Annotated in this window: 17 protein-coding genes; 12 read left to right on the top strand and 5 right to left on the bottom strand. The window is 58.6% G+C overall.

Features of this window, described 5'->3' with window-relative positions; translation table 11 throughout:
• From Q1A75_RS21700 to Q1A75_RS21690, 3 genes are all read right to left on the bottom strand, one after another.
• A partial coding sequence (locus Q1A75_RS21700) for a hypothetical protein (RefSeq protein ID WP_299641220.1) occupies nucleotides 1–392 on the bottom strand: 392 nt, incomplete at its 3' end.
• A gap of 71 nt (nucleotides 393–463) precedes the next feature.
• Entirely contained in the window at nucleotides 464–1,111 is a 648-nt protein-coding gene (locus Q1A75_RS21695) for a type IVB secretion system apparatus protein IcmL/DotI (RefSeq protein WP_299592966.1), read from the bottom strand.
• 12 nt (nucleotides 1,112–1,123) lie between these two features.
• A complete protein-coding gene (locus Q1A75_RS21690) occupies nucleotides 1,124–2,203 on the bottom strand; it encodes a hypothetical protein (RefSeq protein WP_299592969.1) in 1,080 nt (359 codons plus the stop codon).
• Between the two features lie 185 nt (nucleotides 2,204–2,388).
• On the opposite strand from Q1A75_RS21690, the gene Q1A75_RS21685 reads away from it, so the two are divergent.
• Genes Q1A75_RS21685 through Q1A75_RS21635 form a run of 11 tightly spaced genes read left to right on the top strand, consistent with a single transcriptional unit; the run spans nucleotide 2,389 to nucleotide 13,516 of the window.
• Nucleotides 2,389–3,000 carry a hypothetical protein gene (locus Q1A75_RS21685; RefSeq protein ID WP_299641216.1) on the top strand — a complete coding sequence of 204 codons (612 nt, stop codon included), beginning with the start codon at nucleotides 2,389–2,391 and terminating at the stop codon, nucleotides 2,998–3,000.
• 15 nt (nucleotides 3,001–3,015) lie between these two features.
• Nucleotides 3,016–3,564, top strand: a complete 549-nt coding sequence (locus tag Q1A75_RS21680; protein WP_299592975.1) for a hypothetical protein — start codon at nucleotides 3,016–3,018, stop codon at nucleotides 3,562–3,564.
• Nucleotides 3,565–3,580: 16 nt separating this feature from the next.
• A complete protein-coding gene (locus tag Q1A75_RS21675) occupies nucleotides 3,581–3,994 on the top strand; it encodes a hypothetical protein (RefSeq protein ID WP_299592978.1) in 414 nt (137 codons plus the stop codon).
• An 18-nt stretch (nucleotides 3,995–4,012) separates the two neighbouring features.
• Nucleotides 4,013–7,033 (top strand): ATP-binding protein, encoded by a 3,021-nt coding sequence (locus Q1A75_RS21670; RefSeq protein WP_299592980.1) that lies wholly within the window; start codon nucleotides 4,013–4,015, stop codon nucleotides 7,031–7,033.
• A complete protein-coding gene (locus Q1A75_RS21665) occupies nucleotides 7,030–7,929 on the top strand; it encodes a hypothetical protein (RefSeq protein ID WP_299592983.1) in 900 nt (299 codons plus the stop codon). The genes Q1A75_RS21670 and Q1A75_RS21665 overlap by 4 nt, the downstream gene beginning before the upstream one ends.
• Entirely contained in the window at nucleotides 7,926–8,660 is a 735-nt protein-coding gene (locus Q1A75_RS21660; RefSeq protein ID WP_299592986.1) for a hypothetical protein, read from the top strand. The genes Q1A75_RS21665 and Q1A75_RS21660 overlap by 4 nt, the downstream gene beginning before the upstream one ends.
• On the top strand, nucleotides 8,657–9,262 hold the full coding sequence (locus Q1A75_RS21655) for a hypothetical protein (protein ID WP_299592989.1): 606 nt from the start codon (nucleotides 8,657–8,659) through the stop codon (nucleotides 9,260–9,262). The genes Q1A75_RS21660 and Q1A75_RS21655 overlap by 4 nt, the downstream gene beginning before the upstream one ends.
• Nucleotides 9,255–9,524 carry a hypothetical protein gene (locus Q1A75_RS21650; protein WP_299641211.1) on the top strand — a complete coding sequence of 90 codons (270 nt, stop codon included), beginning with the start codon at nucleotides 9,255–9,257 and terminating at the stop codon, nucleotides 9,522–9,524. Before Q1A75_RS21655 ends, Q1A75_RS21650 begins: the two co-directional genes overlap by 8 nt.
• Entirely contained in the window at nucleotides 9,517–10,668 is a 1,152-nt protein-coding gene (locus tag Q1A75_RS21645) for a hypothetical protein (RefSeq protein WP_299592995.1), read from the top strand. The genes Q1A75_RS21650 and Q1A75_RS21645 overlap by 8 nt, the downstream gene beginning before the upstream one ends.
• Nucleotides 10,669–10,685: 17 nt before the next feature.
• Nucleotides 10,686–11,228: a hypothetical protein gene (locus Q1A75_RS21640; RefSeq protein ID WP_299592998.1), complete on the top strand. Its 543-nt coding sequence runs from the start codon at nucleotides 10,686–10,688 to the stop codon at nucleotides 11,226–11,228.
• Nucleotides 11,225–13,516 carry a DotA/TraY family protein gene (locus tag Q1A75_RS21635; RefSeq protein WP_299593001.1) on the top strand — a complete coding sequence of 764 codons (2,292 nt, stop codon included), beginning with the start codon at nucleotides 11,225–11,227 and terminating at the stop codon, nucleotides 13,514–13,516. Before Q1A75_RS21640 ends, Q1A75_RS21635 begins: the two co-directional genes overlap by 4 nt.
• Here Q1A75_RS21635 and Q1A75_RS21630 read toward each other — a convergent pair whose 3' ends face one another.
• Both Q1A75_RS21630 and Q1A75_RS21625 read right to left on the bottom strand, forming a co-directional pair.
• Complete coding sequence (locus Q1A75_RS21630) at nucleotides 13,517–14,080, bottom strand: hypothetical protein (RefSeq protein WP_299593004.1); 564 nt, start codon at nucleotides 14,078–14,080, stop codon at nucleotides 13,517–13,519.
• Nucleotides 14,081–14,115: 35 nt separating this feature from the next.
• Nucleotides 14,116–14,700, bottom strand: coding sequence for an Ada metal-binding domain-containing protein (locus Q1A75_RS21625; RefSeq protein ID WP_299593007.1), 585 nt, complete (start codon nucleotides 14,698–14,700; stop codon nucleotides 14,116–14,118).
• Nucleotides 14,701–14,828: 128 nt separating this feature from the next.
• Between Q1A75_RS21625 and Q1A75_RS21620 the strand changes: the two genes are divergently transcribed.
• A complete protein-coding gene (locus tag Q1A75_RS21620) occupies nucleotides 14,829–15,743 on the top strand; it encodes an EamA family transporter (protein WP_299593010.1) in 915 nt (304 codons plus the stop codon).
• Nucleotides 15,744–16,017 lie beyond the last annotated feature (274 nt).

The raw sequence follows: 16,017 nt of genomic DNA, 5'->3' as shown, positions 1-16,017 counted from the left end.
GCGCCATAGGCGGTGATTTCTTCGGGCGTCAGCGGACGGTCGAGATCATCAAGGCTTTGAAGCAGCTCTTGCGCGCCAACAATTGGAAAGTCGCCGGTTGGTGTCTGCGGCTGCTGAGGTTGGTCCGACTGCAGGCGCTGATTGATTTCGTTCTGCGTGAGCGGTTCGGAGCCTGTCGGCAGGTTCTGCTGTGCCGGTGTTTGGCTCCCACCGTTCTCGATGGTGACAACCGTGGTTCCGCTATCTTGACCGGGCAGTGTCGCCGTCGGACGGTTCGTGGGCTGGGGCAGGGGGGTCTGAACTTCCGTGCCCGGTAGAACTGTTTCATCGCCATCGGCGTCGCGCAGCACCTGCTGCGCCTGAGCCTGGTGGGTCAGGTTCGGCGCGAGCATCAAGCCTAGCATGAGGACAAGAGAACTACGCGATAGGCGAAGCCGCTTTGAGGATCGGTATGTGGTTTGCATCAGGCACCTCCGGGAGCCGCGATGAAGCGGGAGATGGCCATCGCATAGGGGGATTCATAGGTTTGCAGCCGCTCGATATTGACGGTGATCATGAAGTTCTGACCTGTCACTTCGGAGGCTGATTGATACGTCACACGCAGCGGGATCTGCACGATCCACTCATAAACGCCGCGATCATTGATGCCCTCGCGGACAATCACCGCATTGTTGGCTACCGCCGTTGTGTTGAGACGGCGGCTTTGGACCAGATCGAGCATCTGGCTCTTTTGAACAGCCTCAACGAACTGGTTCCAGCCAGCGGGTTTGGTAAAATACTGCAGTGCGTTGTTAAAATCGGCGCGGTAATTGGCAAAGTCATAGGTCAGTGACGACGTCACCGCTTTGACCGCGAAGTTGCTGACCTCGGCGGCAGACTGATGTGGCTTGTCGAGCGGGACGAGCGGCAGAAGCTGGCCGTCTGTCGTGGTGGCAAAGTAGCGCGGTTCGGGACGGTTCACGGCCAGATAGGCGGTTGAAGCTGCCAGCACAGTTGTCGACAGGCCAAGACCGAGCGCGATCTTGGCCATGACCTTGTAGGATATCTCGAATGTGCGTGCCGAGCGCAGAACAGACTCGGCTGCGCTCAGGTTCTCATTGTCTGGCAGCATCGGCGCATCCCGTCACTGATTGCTGGCAGTGGCAGAAGCATCTGCCTTAGCAATGGTCAGGATATCCGAAGGCAGTTCAGAGAAAGCGAACTTAGCGCCTTGGTCGGTCTGATAGAGAAAGAACGGTACACCCGGCATCTTGTTGGCCCGCATCCAGTTGATGTTGTCGACGATGCCCTGGATGACGGCCTTGTCGACCTGATTGGCATCCATCTGCGTCACAGCTTCTGTCCCGCGTGTTTTCGACGTCATATGGGCCATGAAGGTTTGTGGGATGTTTTCTGAATGGAGGATCGATAGGGATGTGTTGAAGCCTTGCACGCCGGTGATGGGGGCAGGAATGATCCGAAGATCGATCGCGCCGTTCGCGATCTCATTGTGCATGGAATCGATGGTCCATTGGCAATGGGGGCATTCCGGATCGGCCAGCATGTAAACGACAGGCGCGCCGGGCTTCGGTGTGGCAGCGGAGAACCAGATGCGTTCCTCGCCAGCCTGCTTGAAGATAGTGTCGATCCCTGCCTGAACTTGGGCCGAGGGCTGCTCGACAGCGGTGATTGGCGCACTGGCGACAGTGCCGGTGGTCGACGATGGCGCGGCCGGGGCTGCAGGTGTCGGTGTCGCGGCGGGTTGGTTTGTCACCGCCTGCGGCGATGATGGGATCAATCGTTGAGAGGGCCCTGCAATCGGTTTGGCATTCGGATCGGGGACCGTCGCAAGCAAAGCGGCGGTGATGTCCTCGCCTTGTGGCCCAATAATACGACCGACAATCGTCAGACCATCCTGTGTTGTAAGCGCCGTTGCCGGATTGCCGTCCTGATCCTTAATCGCCCAGGCTTGCATCTCGCCGATCTTCATCAGCGGGCGCACGTCGGGATCTGTCTTGGAGATCAAAGTCTCGATAAAAGGAGATGTGCCTGTGCAACCGGCAAATCCTTCCTTCCAACTATAGTCCTGCGCGTTGCTGACTGAGGCGGAGCCCATCAGCAAGATCAGCGCCAAAGCGGTCACCGATCGACTTTCCGAGCCGGTTGAGACTGCTTTCTGCAAGCTGCCAAATGGGCGGTTTGTTCTCTGTTCTACATGGGGCATGGGGGAAATCCTTTTGCTGGGGGTGCGTTTCTCAAAGTGCTTTACTAGGTGGTTTATATCGTTATATATAACGATATGTTTTTGATAGCCATAGCGTAGTTGCGAGAACCCACAACGCATCCGGTCTCGCCCAAACGCTTCATGCGGAAGGATTGATGATGTTTGGGTCGGACAGGGCAGTGGACGTGACGCCTCTTTCCCACGCATACGCATTTGCCGACCGCTTTCAATCGGCCCGCAGAACACAAGACCGCAGCACGATCTTCCTGGAAACCCGTCGTCCGGTTGCGGACTTCATCAATGTTCTGTGCAAAATCCTGTTTGCTGTCGCCGTCCTCGGCCTTGTCGCCATCGGCGGGGTGATCACCTTCAACGCCCTCGATCTGCAGGCCGAAGCGGGACCGGCGGTCATGGGGTCAGCCGTCGAAGATCGGCAAGCACGTGAATTGGACGAACTGCGATCCGAAGTCGCGTTGCTGACAGAACAAAGCATGGCGATGCGCGCCGAGCTTGTGCTCCTGACGGGACGTGATGGTGTCCTGCCTAAGCTGGTCTCTCGCCTGCAGGAACAGCGCAAGGTGAATGGCTCACATTCAAACGCGATTCGGCAACTCTATTCGACCACAGGATTGCTTGGCGCTTCGCTTCCCGGTCATGAAGAGACTGCCGCAAGCGAGCCTGTTGGCGCGCGTCCCGTTCAAGTCACGCCTGTCGCTGCTTCGCAGGAAGAAGATACGCCCAAGCGTGTGGTGCTCATCCCAGAAGGCGATGCCGAGGCCGACAAGGATGGCGAGTAATGGAGACGCTATCTGATGGACGAGCTGACCGCCTTCTTCACACGGGTGACCAACATATTGCCGCCGGCGCAAGCCTTCGTGGCAGCGCTCTGTTTTGTGCTGGGTATCATCCTTGTTGTGATCGGCAGCCGCTTGATGCTGGTGACCGCCGAGGAACGGGCCCATGCCCATCATCGTCGGCACGGCTACTGGCAGGGCATGACATATATTGTCTTCGGTCTACTGATCATTTCCTTCGACCTGACACTCTCGGCATGGATTGCCTCGCTCTATGGGGCCGACAACACAACCGCGAGTGCCGCCAGCGAGATCATGGCCTACGCCCCGGAAATGCTGTCCCCCGTAGCGGGTGCGCCCGGCGAAGCCATCCTCATCGCGCTGGTGCGCGTGGCGCAGTTCATCGGCCTGCTGGCCGTCGTGCGCGGTCTCTTTCTCTGCGTCAAATCGGCGGACATGCCCGCCCAGGGACTGATGGGCAAAGGCTTCATCCACATGATCGCAGGGATCATGGCGGTCGATCTGCCCCGCACCGTCGGTCTCTTCGAAAATCTCTTCTTCGGCTAAAACAAGGAACCCCATCATGATCAAAAGAAAGCCCCCCACCCAAACCCGCCGTTCGTGGCGACCTGTCATCGTCCGTTCAGCGCTCTCGCTCGGTTTTGGAACGCTTTGGGCCACGCAGGCCTTTGCGCAGACCTTTGGCGACATTTTTACCGAGATGCGCTCCAGCCAGCTGGGACCCGCCGCTGACATTCTCGGCACGATCTCCTTCGTGCTCGGCGTGGTCTTCGCGATCATGGCCGTGATGGCGATGATCAAACGCTCGCGCAACACCAATGACAACTCGGTTGAATCCGGCCGCATCCTGATGCTCTCGATTGCCGCTGCCTGCATGGTCGCCATTCCGACCTTCCTGAATGTCGGCGTCGCGTCGATCTTCGGCACCGGTGCCAACCAATCCTCCGTGGACGGCCAGCTCCGCTCGCTGAACTAGAAGGGGGCGTATGGATCGATGGTCGCATTCTGGCACCAGGCCGCCGCCCATCTGGGCCGGGGATCGTTGAAAGCGTCTCTGGACGGCTACTGCCGTCTGGAGACCGCCCATGGCGACACCGCGCTTGTGGCCGATGACGGATCGATGGTGTCGCTCTTCCGGCTCGACGGGTTCCGCTCTCTGCCGGGAGAAGAGGATGTGACCGAGGCCTGTGACCGGCTGCGGGTCGGTCTCTCGCCGTTTTTCTCCAAACCGGGACTGGCGCTGCAGTTCTGGTTTGGTCACTCGCCAGAACTTGGCACCCGTGAGGTGGAGACCATCATCGATGACAGTGCGCGCGTGGCCCGCGACAACGCGCTCGACCTGCATGATCTGCTGGATGAGCGGCGCAAACTGCTTCCCAGTAAGCTCTACGGCGAACGGTGTTATCTCGCCCTCTGGTCGCGGCCATCGCTGCTGACCGCCGAAGATCGCAGCGCCAGTCAGAAGCAACGTACTAAGGTCTTGAACGCCGCGCCGCCGATCTCGCTCGGTCAGATCCCTGATACTGCCCTTGAAGGTCTTGCCATCCGCCATGACAGTTTCGTCACGGCCCTGGGACGAGAGTTCAGTTCGGCCGGGATCGCGCTTGACCTGCTGGACAACTATGAGGCCTTGAACGCGATCCGGAAGATCGTCGCCCCCGACACGTTGGGTTTGAACCATCCCTGGCGGGCGACCTTGCCCGGAGACTATCTCAAGGCACGATTGCCGAGCCTTGGGCGTAACATCAAGCGTAAGGACATCTCCAACCTCGTCTGGCCCAAACTCTCCGAGCAGATTTTTACCGACCATGCCGACGTGATCGACGGCAAGATCGTGCGGATCGGCAATAGCGTATTTTCCGGGTTCGACATCGTGTTGCCACCAGAGATCGTCGTGCAGTTCAACGAGTTGATCCGCCGGGTCATCGCCAATGGTACCAAAATCTCGTGGCGCTGTTCGATCTTGATGGAAAGTGGTGGCTTTGCTGGGCAGGTGTTTCGTGAGCAATTGGCACGTCTTCTGGCCTGGACAGCGCCCACGCACAACGGGCGCATCAAGGAGAGTTTCGAGCGGCTGCGTCAGACGGATGGCGATGGCAACACAGTCATCCGCTGGCGTGCCTCGTTCGCCGCCTGGGCACCCGCCGACGAAGTCGGGCAGCTGCGCGCCCACGTCTCCTCGCTACAGGAGATGGTCAAGTCTTGGGGCAATTGCCACACCAATGCGGTCGTTGGCGATCCACTCGATTGTGTGATGTCTTCGGCCCTCGGCCTTTCGACCGCGTCGACGGCTGAAAGCTGTGCGGCTGATCTTTTGGACGTGCTCGCCATGGCCCCAATCGTGCGCCCCGCTTGTCCATGGGAGCGTGGGTCGATCATCTTTCGTACTGCGGATGGCAAGCCGTTCCCGTACCAACCGGGATCCTCAAAACAGAATGCCAGCGTCGACATCATGGTCGGCACGCCGGGGTCGGGTAAATCGGTTCTGATGAATGCGATCAATCTCGGCGTGGCGCTTTCGCCGCAATCGGGCCGGGGCGGGGACAACCAAGCCATCCTTCCGCGCATCGCCATTATCGACATCGGACCGTCCTCATCCGGTCTGATCAGCCTGATCCGTGACGCCCTGCCACCGAACAGACGCCATGAGGCGATGTTCCATCGGCTGAAGATGGTCGAGCGCGATGCTGTCAATCCGTTCGATACCCAACTTTGCTGCCGCAAACCCTTCGCCCATGAACGCTCGTTTCTCGTGAACCTGATCGCGCTCATTTGCACACCGGAGGACGCGGATGCGCCCTATGATGGTGTCTCTCAACTCGCCGAAGCCTGTGTCGATGAAGCCTATCGCTATTATTCAGACGAGGTCAGTCCGAAGCGTTATTCGCCCACCATGGACCTCAAGGTCGATGATGCCTTGAAGAAGCATCACTTTGAAGTCGATGAGGAAACCAGCTGGTGGGAGATCGTCGATTTCCTGTTTGCGAAGAATGAGCATCATGCGGCGGCACTGGCACAACGTCTCGCCGTGCCGATCCTTGGTGATCTCATCCCGATCTCAAACGCCGAGACTGTGCGCGAGCCCTTCATCGAGATGCGGGTGCAATCGACACAGGAACCGATGGTCGGCGCGTTTCAGCGTCAGATCACGGCCGCGATCAAGCAATATGTGATCCTGTCCAACCCAACCCGGTTTGATGTCTCTAACGCCCGCGTCGTCGCCTTCGATCTGGCCGGTGTGACCGAGGCCACCGGCAAGCGTGGCCGCAAGCAGACGGCCGTCATGTATATGATGGCACGTCAAACCCTGACCTCGGACTTCTGGCTCGATGAAGACGAGATCAAAGCCTCCGATCTGTCCGAAGAGGTCCGCGCGCACCATCTGCTGCGCTTCCAGAACAACCGCCAGATGCCCAAACGTATCTGCATCGACGAATACCATCTGACCGGCGGCCTCGGCATTCGCGATCAGGTCGTCGCGGACGTCCGCGTGGGTCGGAAGGCGGGTGTGCAGATCTCGCTCGCAAGTCAGTTGATCGGGGACTTTGATCATTCGATCCGCGAACTCGCCACCAACATTTTTCTCTGCAATGTGCCGACGGCCGAAAGCGTGCGCACGGTGATGGATACCTATGATCTGCCCGCCAGCCTCAAGCCGGTGATCAGCCGGTTGACGGGACCCGAACCGGGCGAGGGCGCACCGATCGTCACGATCTTCAAGCTCAAATCCCAGACCTATGTGCAGCATTTCTATAACCAGCTCGGCCCCATCGAGCTCTGGGCGCTGTCGACGACAGCCGAAGACACGGCATTGCGATCGATCCTCTATGAACGGCTCGGCAGTCCCGAAGCAAGGCGCATCCTGGCCCGTCGTTTTCCGGCGGGCTCTGCCAAATCAGAAATCGAAGCGGAACTCGAAGGCCTGATGTCGTCGGGACAGATGATCGACGAGTCCGTGCGCTCAAACGTCATTGCCCGCATGGCCGACGATCTTGTGAAAGGGGCTTTTCAATGAATTTTCTGCTGCAACCACCGCACAAACGGACCCGATCGCCGCTGCCAGTCTATACGGGCGCATTGCTTCTCATGATGGGCGGACTCGCGGCGTTCGCGCAGGATACCGAAAGAAACAACAATCCCGGCGGGGACATCCCGGTTCAGCAACTGTCTTTCGCACGCAACGATCAACAGGCGCTCAGCATCGCGCGGCGGATGTATGGCCGCGACTTTCCTTATGTCAAAGCTGTTCGGGTTTGGCTCGAAGCCCCCAACGATGATCCCGAACAACTGTTCCTCAAGATCGGCAAGAGCCGCAATTGCGAGACCGAGTGTTTCAACGTCGCGCTGTTCCACAACGAAAAATGGTTAGAGATTTATCGCAGGCCCGCCACCGACGCGCTCGGTCTATCCGCGGTCACACCGACCGGCATGCGTTCGATCATCGAAGACGGCCGCGTCTGGACCTGGAACACGCAAAGCTACACCCCGCAGCCCGATCAAAAAGACATGGTGGAACGCGCGGCCACGGAAGATGAGCTGGCGCTCGTCAGCAAGGAACTTGGCGCGAACATCGATGAGACCACCGCAACCTCCTTCGGGCCACCGGAGGTCAACGTCTATGACGTGGACATCCTCGAAGGCGGCGAGAAGATCATCGTCGTGCGTTCGCCTTATTTTTGCGGGCAATCCACCTGTCCGGTCTTCCTGATCAACAATATCGGCCAATCCTACCGGATGATCCGGGCGCTCGAAGGCGTGGTCGGTCTATCGCGGACCTTGCGCGATGAGAACGGGTTTCGCGGGATTGAGACGCTCTCCCGGAACGGTGTGACGGTGATCTCGCCCTCGACCGGCAAAGCGATGGAAACGATCCCGATCCAACAGGTCGCGGTTGCGGGGACGGTGAAATGATCCTGCGCCGATTCCTACGCGCTCTGGCGCTCGCGCTCGCCTTATGGGCCACGGCAGCACTTGCCAACGAATATGCCGACCTGATCCGGACGCAGGAGTCCGGCGGCAATTACGGGGCTCTGAACACCCAAGGCGGGACCGCTGCGGGCGCCTACCAAATCACAGCCGGAACGTTGGCGAGCCTTGGCTATGTGCGTCACACCGGCGGCTCGCGCGGCAGCTGGAGCAATTATGAATGGACGTCGCAGGCGACAAGCCAAGGAGTGTCTTCGCTGAGCGGGTTCCTGAACACGCCGTCAGGACACGCCTTGCAGGACCAGGCCTTCAACACGCTCACCACCCGCAATCTGTCGGCCCTCTCATCGCAAACACGCGGGCTGGCCGGCCAAACCATCGACGGCGTGACCTTTACCGAGAGTGGGCTTTTGACGGCGGCGCATTTTCTGGGCGCGGGCGCGCTCAATGATTGGGTCGAAAGCGGTTTTGATCCCACAGTCTTTCCTCCGGAATATCTCACCGCAAACGGGTTCAGCTCTTACGACGAGCTGCAGTCACATCTGATGAACCGGATCGGTGGCGCGTCCGGGACGACCTATGCGGGCGGTGCCGGGACCGGCGGCACGTTTGAGCAGACCGATGGCTTTCCAGGCCTTGGTGCCAAACGCCCCATTCTCATTCGCGAAACACCCCCGTTCCAGGGGGAACGGACAACCCTTGGAGGGACCCAATGACCAGACCACGCAAAGACCGGACCCAACACTGGATGATCGCGGCTCTAATAGCGGGATTGATCTTCTCTGGCGCGCCCAGAGCCCAAGCGCAAGCCAATGACCAGATTCTGCAGCTGTTTCCGTCCGGCGGACAGGGCTGCACCGATACGGTGAAGCTGAACCTTACCAACGCGATCCGGTCCGGCATCGAGGCCGAGGTTCTGCGCGGCGAAGAGGCTCTCAAGAAACCACATTCCATCGCGGCGCTAGGGTGCCTCGACAATCTATTCGACGTCAATCTCGACATCGCGATCCAGGTGCCGAACCTTCAGCGCATTTTCCAGGCCGCGGTCAGTCAGGCGCAGGGGCAAATCTGCTCCTTCGCGCAGGACAAGATGAACGAGCTGACAGCGCAAATCACCAATCTGTTGCAACTCCCAAGCTTCAACTTTTTGCCCATCGGCGGCCTGACGGGCAATGCGACGACGTCGATTGGCGGGGTGGATCTGAACACCGGCGGTGGCCAGACGGGGCAGGGGGTTACGGTCAATGGCACCACGGTCAGCCCCAACAATCTCGATGCGGTCTATGAACTGATTTACGGAGGCGGCAGCGGTGGGTGATCTCATGTCAAAAATGACCCTGGGCAAGTGGATCGCTCTCGCGGTCGTTCTGGCCGTCATCGCCTTTGTGCTGCTGACGCAGTTCACGTCGTTTCAGGTGCCGAAATCGCTGACCGAGGGCAAGCCAGAGCCTGCGGTTCATCCGGGCATCCAGCTTCAGGGAACGACAGACTCCAGGAATAACCTGGATGAGGTCAACGACATCATTCGGGGCAAGAACACCAATAATCAGAGCGAGGACAACGGAAATGACAATGAGTAAACCGACATCACCGCTTCGCAGTGCAGCCCTCCAGACCACGGGTTTGAGCGGTGCTCTTTCTGTCTGCGCAACCGCCTGGCTCTTTACGCTGGCAACGCCAAGCTATGCGTTCGGCGGTTGTTCCTGTGGCGGGGTACAGAACATCGTCCGCACCGCCCGGATCAACGTCAACAACCACACGACGGATGTCGGAAATTACATTGTCGACAATATCCTGAAGGGCGTCGCACAGCTTTCCGCCTATTCCAAACGGGAGACCGAAGCGGCCAAGCGCATCGCCGAAGGTCGTGATCAGAACGCCGTTCTGCTTGAGCGGCAAAAGATCAGGGCGGCGGCAGAAGGCGGACGCTACGATCCGGCCACATCGGCCTGTATCGATCTTTCGGGTGTTCTCAACTTCGGTGGAGGACAGACCAGCCAAGGCGTTGGCGGCATCGATATTGCGAACCTGTCGCGCAACCGCTCCTATGGGAACGGCACAGCCGGTGCGCCGGTCCGCTCTGGCGGTCTGGCGCTCGCACAGGAGATCAAGGTGGATCGTGACAACCTCCGAAACGTTGGAGGGTTTGCTGATCCCACATCCGATGTGCGACTTCTGACCGAGGCAATCACACTCGACACGTCCGACCAACAGGTCGCACAGGCCTATGCGCGGATGATCAACAACATGGTTGATCCGCTGCCGCCGAAACCGGTCACGACCGAAGAGGCGCAAACACCGACAGGCTTGGCACGGATCGCCTCGCGGCAAGTCGATGCGACACGTCGCTCCGCGTCTCATGCGGTCTTTACATATCTTGGCGACATCGCGACACCCACGGGCGGGACGGAACTGGCGTCGTGGGCGCGCAACGCGGCCGGACCGGCTTATCCCAATGCTGTGGGCGACAAGGTCTCATCTCTTCAGGCCGTCGATATTTTTGTGCATTCACGCTTTGCCAATCCCGACTGGCACCAATCCATTGCCAAGATGTCGCCCGATGCGGTGATGCGCGAGCTTCTCCTGACACAAGCGCTCGATCTGCACGTCAACTGGATGCGCTTTGGTCTGGAGCGACGTGTGGCGGCCGTGGAAGCCGCAAACCTGGCCTCGACCATTGATGGAACAGAAGGTGCGGGCGGCGGTGCGCCGCTCGGCAACTAGCGGTCGAAGGCACAAACATGGCGCGTGACAATGATGATGAACCCCGAAAGAGCCGCACGCGACGTGCGGCCGGGTTCTTCGCGCGCCGTGGCCGTGTGGACAAAGCCTTTGAGGTGAGCAAGCTGGGCGCGGACTTTATCGGCGATCTTGCCGACCGTGTCAGGCCCAAACCGCTTGATCCAAAAGGTCTGACCGGACGGTATGAGGATGGTGGCATCCAGCGGTTCCAGGAGATGGCAGGGTCCATGAGTGAGACCGAGCTGGATCGTCAATATGAAGGCTGGCGGACACAGCGCGCCTGTTTCCAATATGCCGGTCTCATCGCCGTCCTGGCGATCCCATTGGGCCTACTCTTCTTCGACATAAGCCGGATTTTTGTGATCAGCCTGATCGCGCAGTTCCTGTTCTCGATGTTCCGCGCAGTGCGTGCCGACTTCTTTGCCTGGATCATCGAGCAGGGCCGGTTTGGCGGGTTCTACGATTACATGACTTCGCGCCTGCCCCGGAACATGCAGATCATCGTGCCGAAGCGGAACCGCGATCAGGAGCGGGATCGATGAAAACTGCAGCCAGTCTCGGTGTCGCGACCCTTCTCTTTCTGGCATCAGCCGATATTGGGTTGGCGCAAGAAATCAACGTGCCAGACATTTTTAACGGGACCAGCGATGATCGCTCCAACACCTTCTTCAATCTGATCTTCGGGGATTTGTTTCCGGGACCGGCCGCGAACAATCGCACCGTGATCTCGCTGCTGATGCTGTCCTTCAACATTCTGTTTCTGGCGGTGGGCGCACTCTTCCTGCTCTACAACATTTTCCAGGGCACGTTGGATTCCGCCCATGAGGGGGTCGTGCTCGGCCAGAAGTCCACGATCTGGGTGCCGATCCGGATCCTCACGGCCTTCGCCCTGCTGATCCCCCTCGATAATGGCTATAACGGCATTCAACACGGCATTTCCTATGTGGTCCGCGCGGGTACGGCTGCGGGTTCGTTTTTCTGGAACCAGACGGCGGATTTGATTGTCTCGGACGAAGTGCCCATCGTGGGAACGGACTATGTCGGCTCCGACGCGCGTTTCCTGCAACAGCTTTGGCGGATGGAGTTCTGCCGTGCTGCCTATAATTTTGAGGTCTCCAAAGGCGGGGATCTGCAACTCGTCAGCGGTGGTATCTGGTCTAACTTGCAACCCGCTCCCGGGACCGATCTGATCGACGGATACACGCCGCAAATCCTGACCTATTCGACACCGACCATCACAAGCGCCTGCGGATCGGTGACATTGCCGCCGGCGACGGCGGCGCTGAAGCGGATCAGCCCATCCACCAACATGGATACGATCAACGCCAGCATGCGGAACTTGATTGATATCCTGCGCACTGAAATGCGTGGATCGGCGGAAACGGTCGTGGCAAAGATATCGGCGCGCGAGACGATCGAGCCGGGGGATTTCCCGAACCTTGCCCAGATGATGCAGGTGTTGCGGCAACAGCATTCGGCCATCGTCAATCCCATCGTGAACCCGAACGCTCTGTCCGGTCTGGTTCAGGCGGAAAGTGGCACACCGATTAGCCAACAGATCCAATCCATCGGTAGTGACGGGTCAGGGGCCTTGTCCGCGCCAACAGCGATTGCGGGTGATCTCAGAACTGGCGGCTGGATGATGGCCGGCTCCTACTACATGCTCATCAGCAAGATATCCGGCGATGCCAATGCCGTTGCGGGCATGTTCCCGACCGCGACACCGGGCACCTTGATCTCGACGACGCTCAACGGCGGCGTGCAAAACACCCTCGCGACCGAGCTCGGCAAATCCTACTGGTTCCAGAGCAACGCGGATCGCGATGCCCAGAAAATTCTGACGGGGATAGGGGCCAGCTACAATGCCAGTGTCTCGGCCTGGAACGAGGCGGCCGCCAATGCGGGTCTGCGGGAGTTTATCACCGAGCGCGCCTATGCGGGTGATGATGCGTCGTCCCCGGAGAATTTCCTGCCGCCGCCCACGAACCTTCTGAAAGGCATTCAGCTGCTCGCCCCCGATACGATTACGGTCGATCCGATGATCGGTTTGATGGCCTACGCCTCGACGTTCCTGACCTATGCCGTGGTTGCAATCGGTGTGCTGGCGACGGCCTCGGCCGTGCCCTTGTTCGGATCGATCCCAGCGACGCTAGCCTCGCTGACCAGCGGGCTGTTCCAGATCGGCATCTTCGCAGCCATTTTTGTCGGCTTTGTCCTGCCGTATCTTCCGGCCGTGATCTGGCTGATTGCGATCCTCGCGTTCATGCTTCTGGTGATCGAGGCGGTGTTTGCAGCCCCCCTCTGGGCCGTCGCGATGCTCTCGATGGATGGGCACGGGATTTCGTCCAACATATCCCGAAAGGGTTGGTCTCTTCTGTTGATGCTGTTTTTAACACCGCTGCTCATGATCTTTGGCTTCTTGCTGGGCATGGTCCTGTTCCGCGTTGCAGCCTTCTCGCTGAACGGGATGCTGTTCGCCGCACTCAGTTCGCAGATGGCCGCAGATCCAGGTGCATTCGGTGCGTTGTCGAGCTTCCTGACCATGGCCGTACTGACTGTCTTTGTTGGTATCCTTTATTTGGTGATCATCGATTGGTCGTTCAGCCTGATAAACGTCTTCCCCGCCCGCGTGTTCAAATGGATTGACGGTATCGGCGATGATCTCGGAGCAGGGACGGCTATGACCGCCAAGGCCGCCGGTGTCGCAGGTTCATACCAGGGTGGAGCGGCAACCGGTGGTTTGCTCGGGTCCGCGGGGAATGTCGGATTGGCCAATCATCGAAGTCGTCAACAACGTCAGATCGGCAACAAAGCCTCCAAAGACAAATAGCTATCGACGGAAGAGGGTCATGGCGGCGAAAATGGCGATACCACCATGGCTCGGCTTGTAGGGCACATACATCGGATCACCATAGCCTTCACGGTTAACCGTCAAATGCAGGACGAAAATGATCGCAGCGAGTTGCAGGAAATAGAAAGATTCCGAGACCAGATGCACCGGGATCGCGATCAGCCCATCGACGAAGCCAAAATGTTCCGACTGGCTTTTCTGCCAGGCACCGGCAAAGGCTTCGGCTGTGTCCAGCATATGGATCATCGCGCGCCAGAAATAAATCATCAGGCCAACAGCCAGCCATTGGCCACCGAGATGCACCCAGCAGCCGGTCTTGCTATGCGTCTGCCGCGTCTTTTTTAACCATTTGAACATAGCCCATTGTGGCATGAAGCGTGGATTTTGACCAGTAGCTGCGTTTATATGTATCGCGACACACAACGATATATTTTCAGCTAGGCCGAACAAATACTTTTTGGGCGTCTTGAAAAAACAATGACAGAACATGAAGTTCAGTCGGCGTTCGCTGCGTCGTTCACGAACTGGAAAAATGCGGGACATTGCTGCCTTTGGTCCAATGTCGGCTTACCTCCAGATCAGATTATTGTTTTTCGCCTGATCGAGGATGGCGGTCTGCCATAGAGTGCCTTGAAGACATCATTGAACCGCCTGACACTTTGAAAACCGGCTGCGAAGGCAATATCGGACAGCGCCATGTCGCCAGCGTCGATCATCCGCTTTGCGCGTTGCACCCTCGCGGTCGCCGCGACCTGGCTCGGGCTTGCGCCCGCATGTCTGGCAAACAAGCGTGACAGATGGCGTGATCCGATACCAAGCCTGTCTGCAAGATCATCAACACTGCCAGTATCCAGAAACCCTTCTTCGATCAGCCGCAATGCACGCCCTACCGTTGTTGCGGTCCCGAGCCACGCCGGACTTCCCGGTGCCGTTTCCGGACGACAGCGCAGGCAAGGGCGGAACCCGGCGCGTTCTGCCACCGCTGCGGTCGGATAGAACGTGACATTTGCAGATTTTGCGGGTCGCACCGGGCAAACCGGACGGCAATAAATCTTGGTGGACCGGACACCAGAAAAGAACAGGCCATCGAAAGATCGGTCGCGGGCCAGCCGTGCCCGGTCGCAGGTTTCGGCATTGGGAAATGAGGTGGGAGCGTCATCCATACCCCACAATCGCCTGTACCTAAGCCGGTCGTCTAGCTGGAATCGGACCTGATCGGGGGATGGCGTCCGATTCCAGCCAGCCCCTTCAGATGCAGCGTGAGATACTTGCGAAAAGTCAAAGGTTTCACATGTCCCCAACGCCTCAAAATACGTTTCTAGAAATTGGCCTTCTTGTCCTGCTGTCCTTTCTCTGGGGCGCGTCATTTACCCTCATCGAAGTGGCTGTCGAGACGACTCCTCCCGCCACGATTGTCTTTGGCAGGCTTGCCGTTGGTGCAGCCCTGTTGGTGCTGTTGGCGATATGCAGCGGTGTGAAGTTTCCGAAATCGCCGTCGCGATGGGGTGCGCTGCCTGTTCAAGGCATTCTACAAAGCGCGCTTCCCTTCACGCTCATTAGTTGGGGCCAGAAATACATCGACAGCGGCCTTGCGGGGCTGCTCAACACGACGCCGCCGCTATTCGTGTTTCTGATCGGGTTCTTCCTGCTGAAAGACCGGAGCGCCGGAGTTCGGCACATCACGGGCATTCTGCTGGGGTTTGCTGGCGTTGTAGTCATCATGGGACCGGCTGAGCTGGCGGGCGAGGGAAACTCTATTCTCGGACAACTCGCCATCACCGGGGCCAGTCTCAGCTATGCTGTTGCGGCTCTCTATGCCAAGCGGTTCTCGGACCAGCCACCCGAGCTGACAGCCGCCTGCTCGATGAGCTTTGCTGCGCTTCTGATGCTGCCCGTTTCGATCTGGGTCGATGATCCTCTGAGCCTTTCACCTACCGCACCTGCAATTGCGGCCGTCATCGCGATGGGCGTGTTCTCGACGGCAATTGCCATGGCGATCTACTTCCGCCTTGTCCGCACACTCGGCCCTCTCGGAGTCACGACTGGTAGTTATATGCGGGCCGGATTCAGCGTCGTCCTCGGTATCCTGCTTCTCGGCGAAGCTCTATCACCCACCCTGATCGTCGGCCTGGTGATGATCTTTGCGGGCGTCGCAATCGTCACAGGGCACCTCAAACTCCCAAACCGAAACCATTCAAATCCGTAGGAGAAAACTCATGTACTCGATATTGCTCTGGATGCTCAGACTATCCTGCTCAATCAGCCGCGTGGACAGTGACTGCGTTCATCAGACGCCGATGGTTCACGAAGTTATTACGCCGGAATGTTTCGGCTATTGATTGCAGCAAAGGACCGCTTTGGTTCTATGTCAGTCATTAGAGGCATCGCAGAATTTCGTAGGTCTGGGCTTGTCTTATGACTTCTGCATCGATCTGCGATGATTGATCCAGTGTTCTCTCGACTTTGGGGGGCATTGGTGG

Origin of the sequence: uncultured Tateyamaria sp., assembly GCF_947504105.1 — a bacterium.
Lineage (GTDB): Bacteria > Pseudomonadota > Alphaproteobacteria > Rhodobacterales > Rhodobacteraceae > Tateyamaria.
Note: the sequence above shows the minus strand (reverse complement) of the source record. Positions and strands in the feature narration are given on the sequence as shown.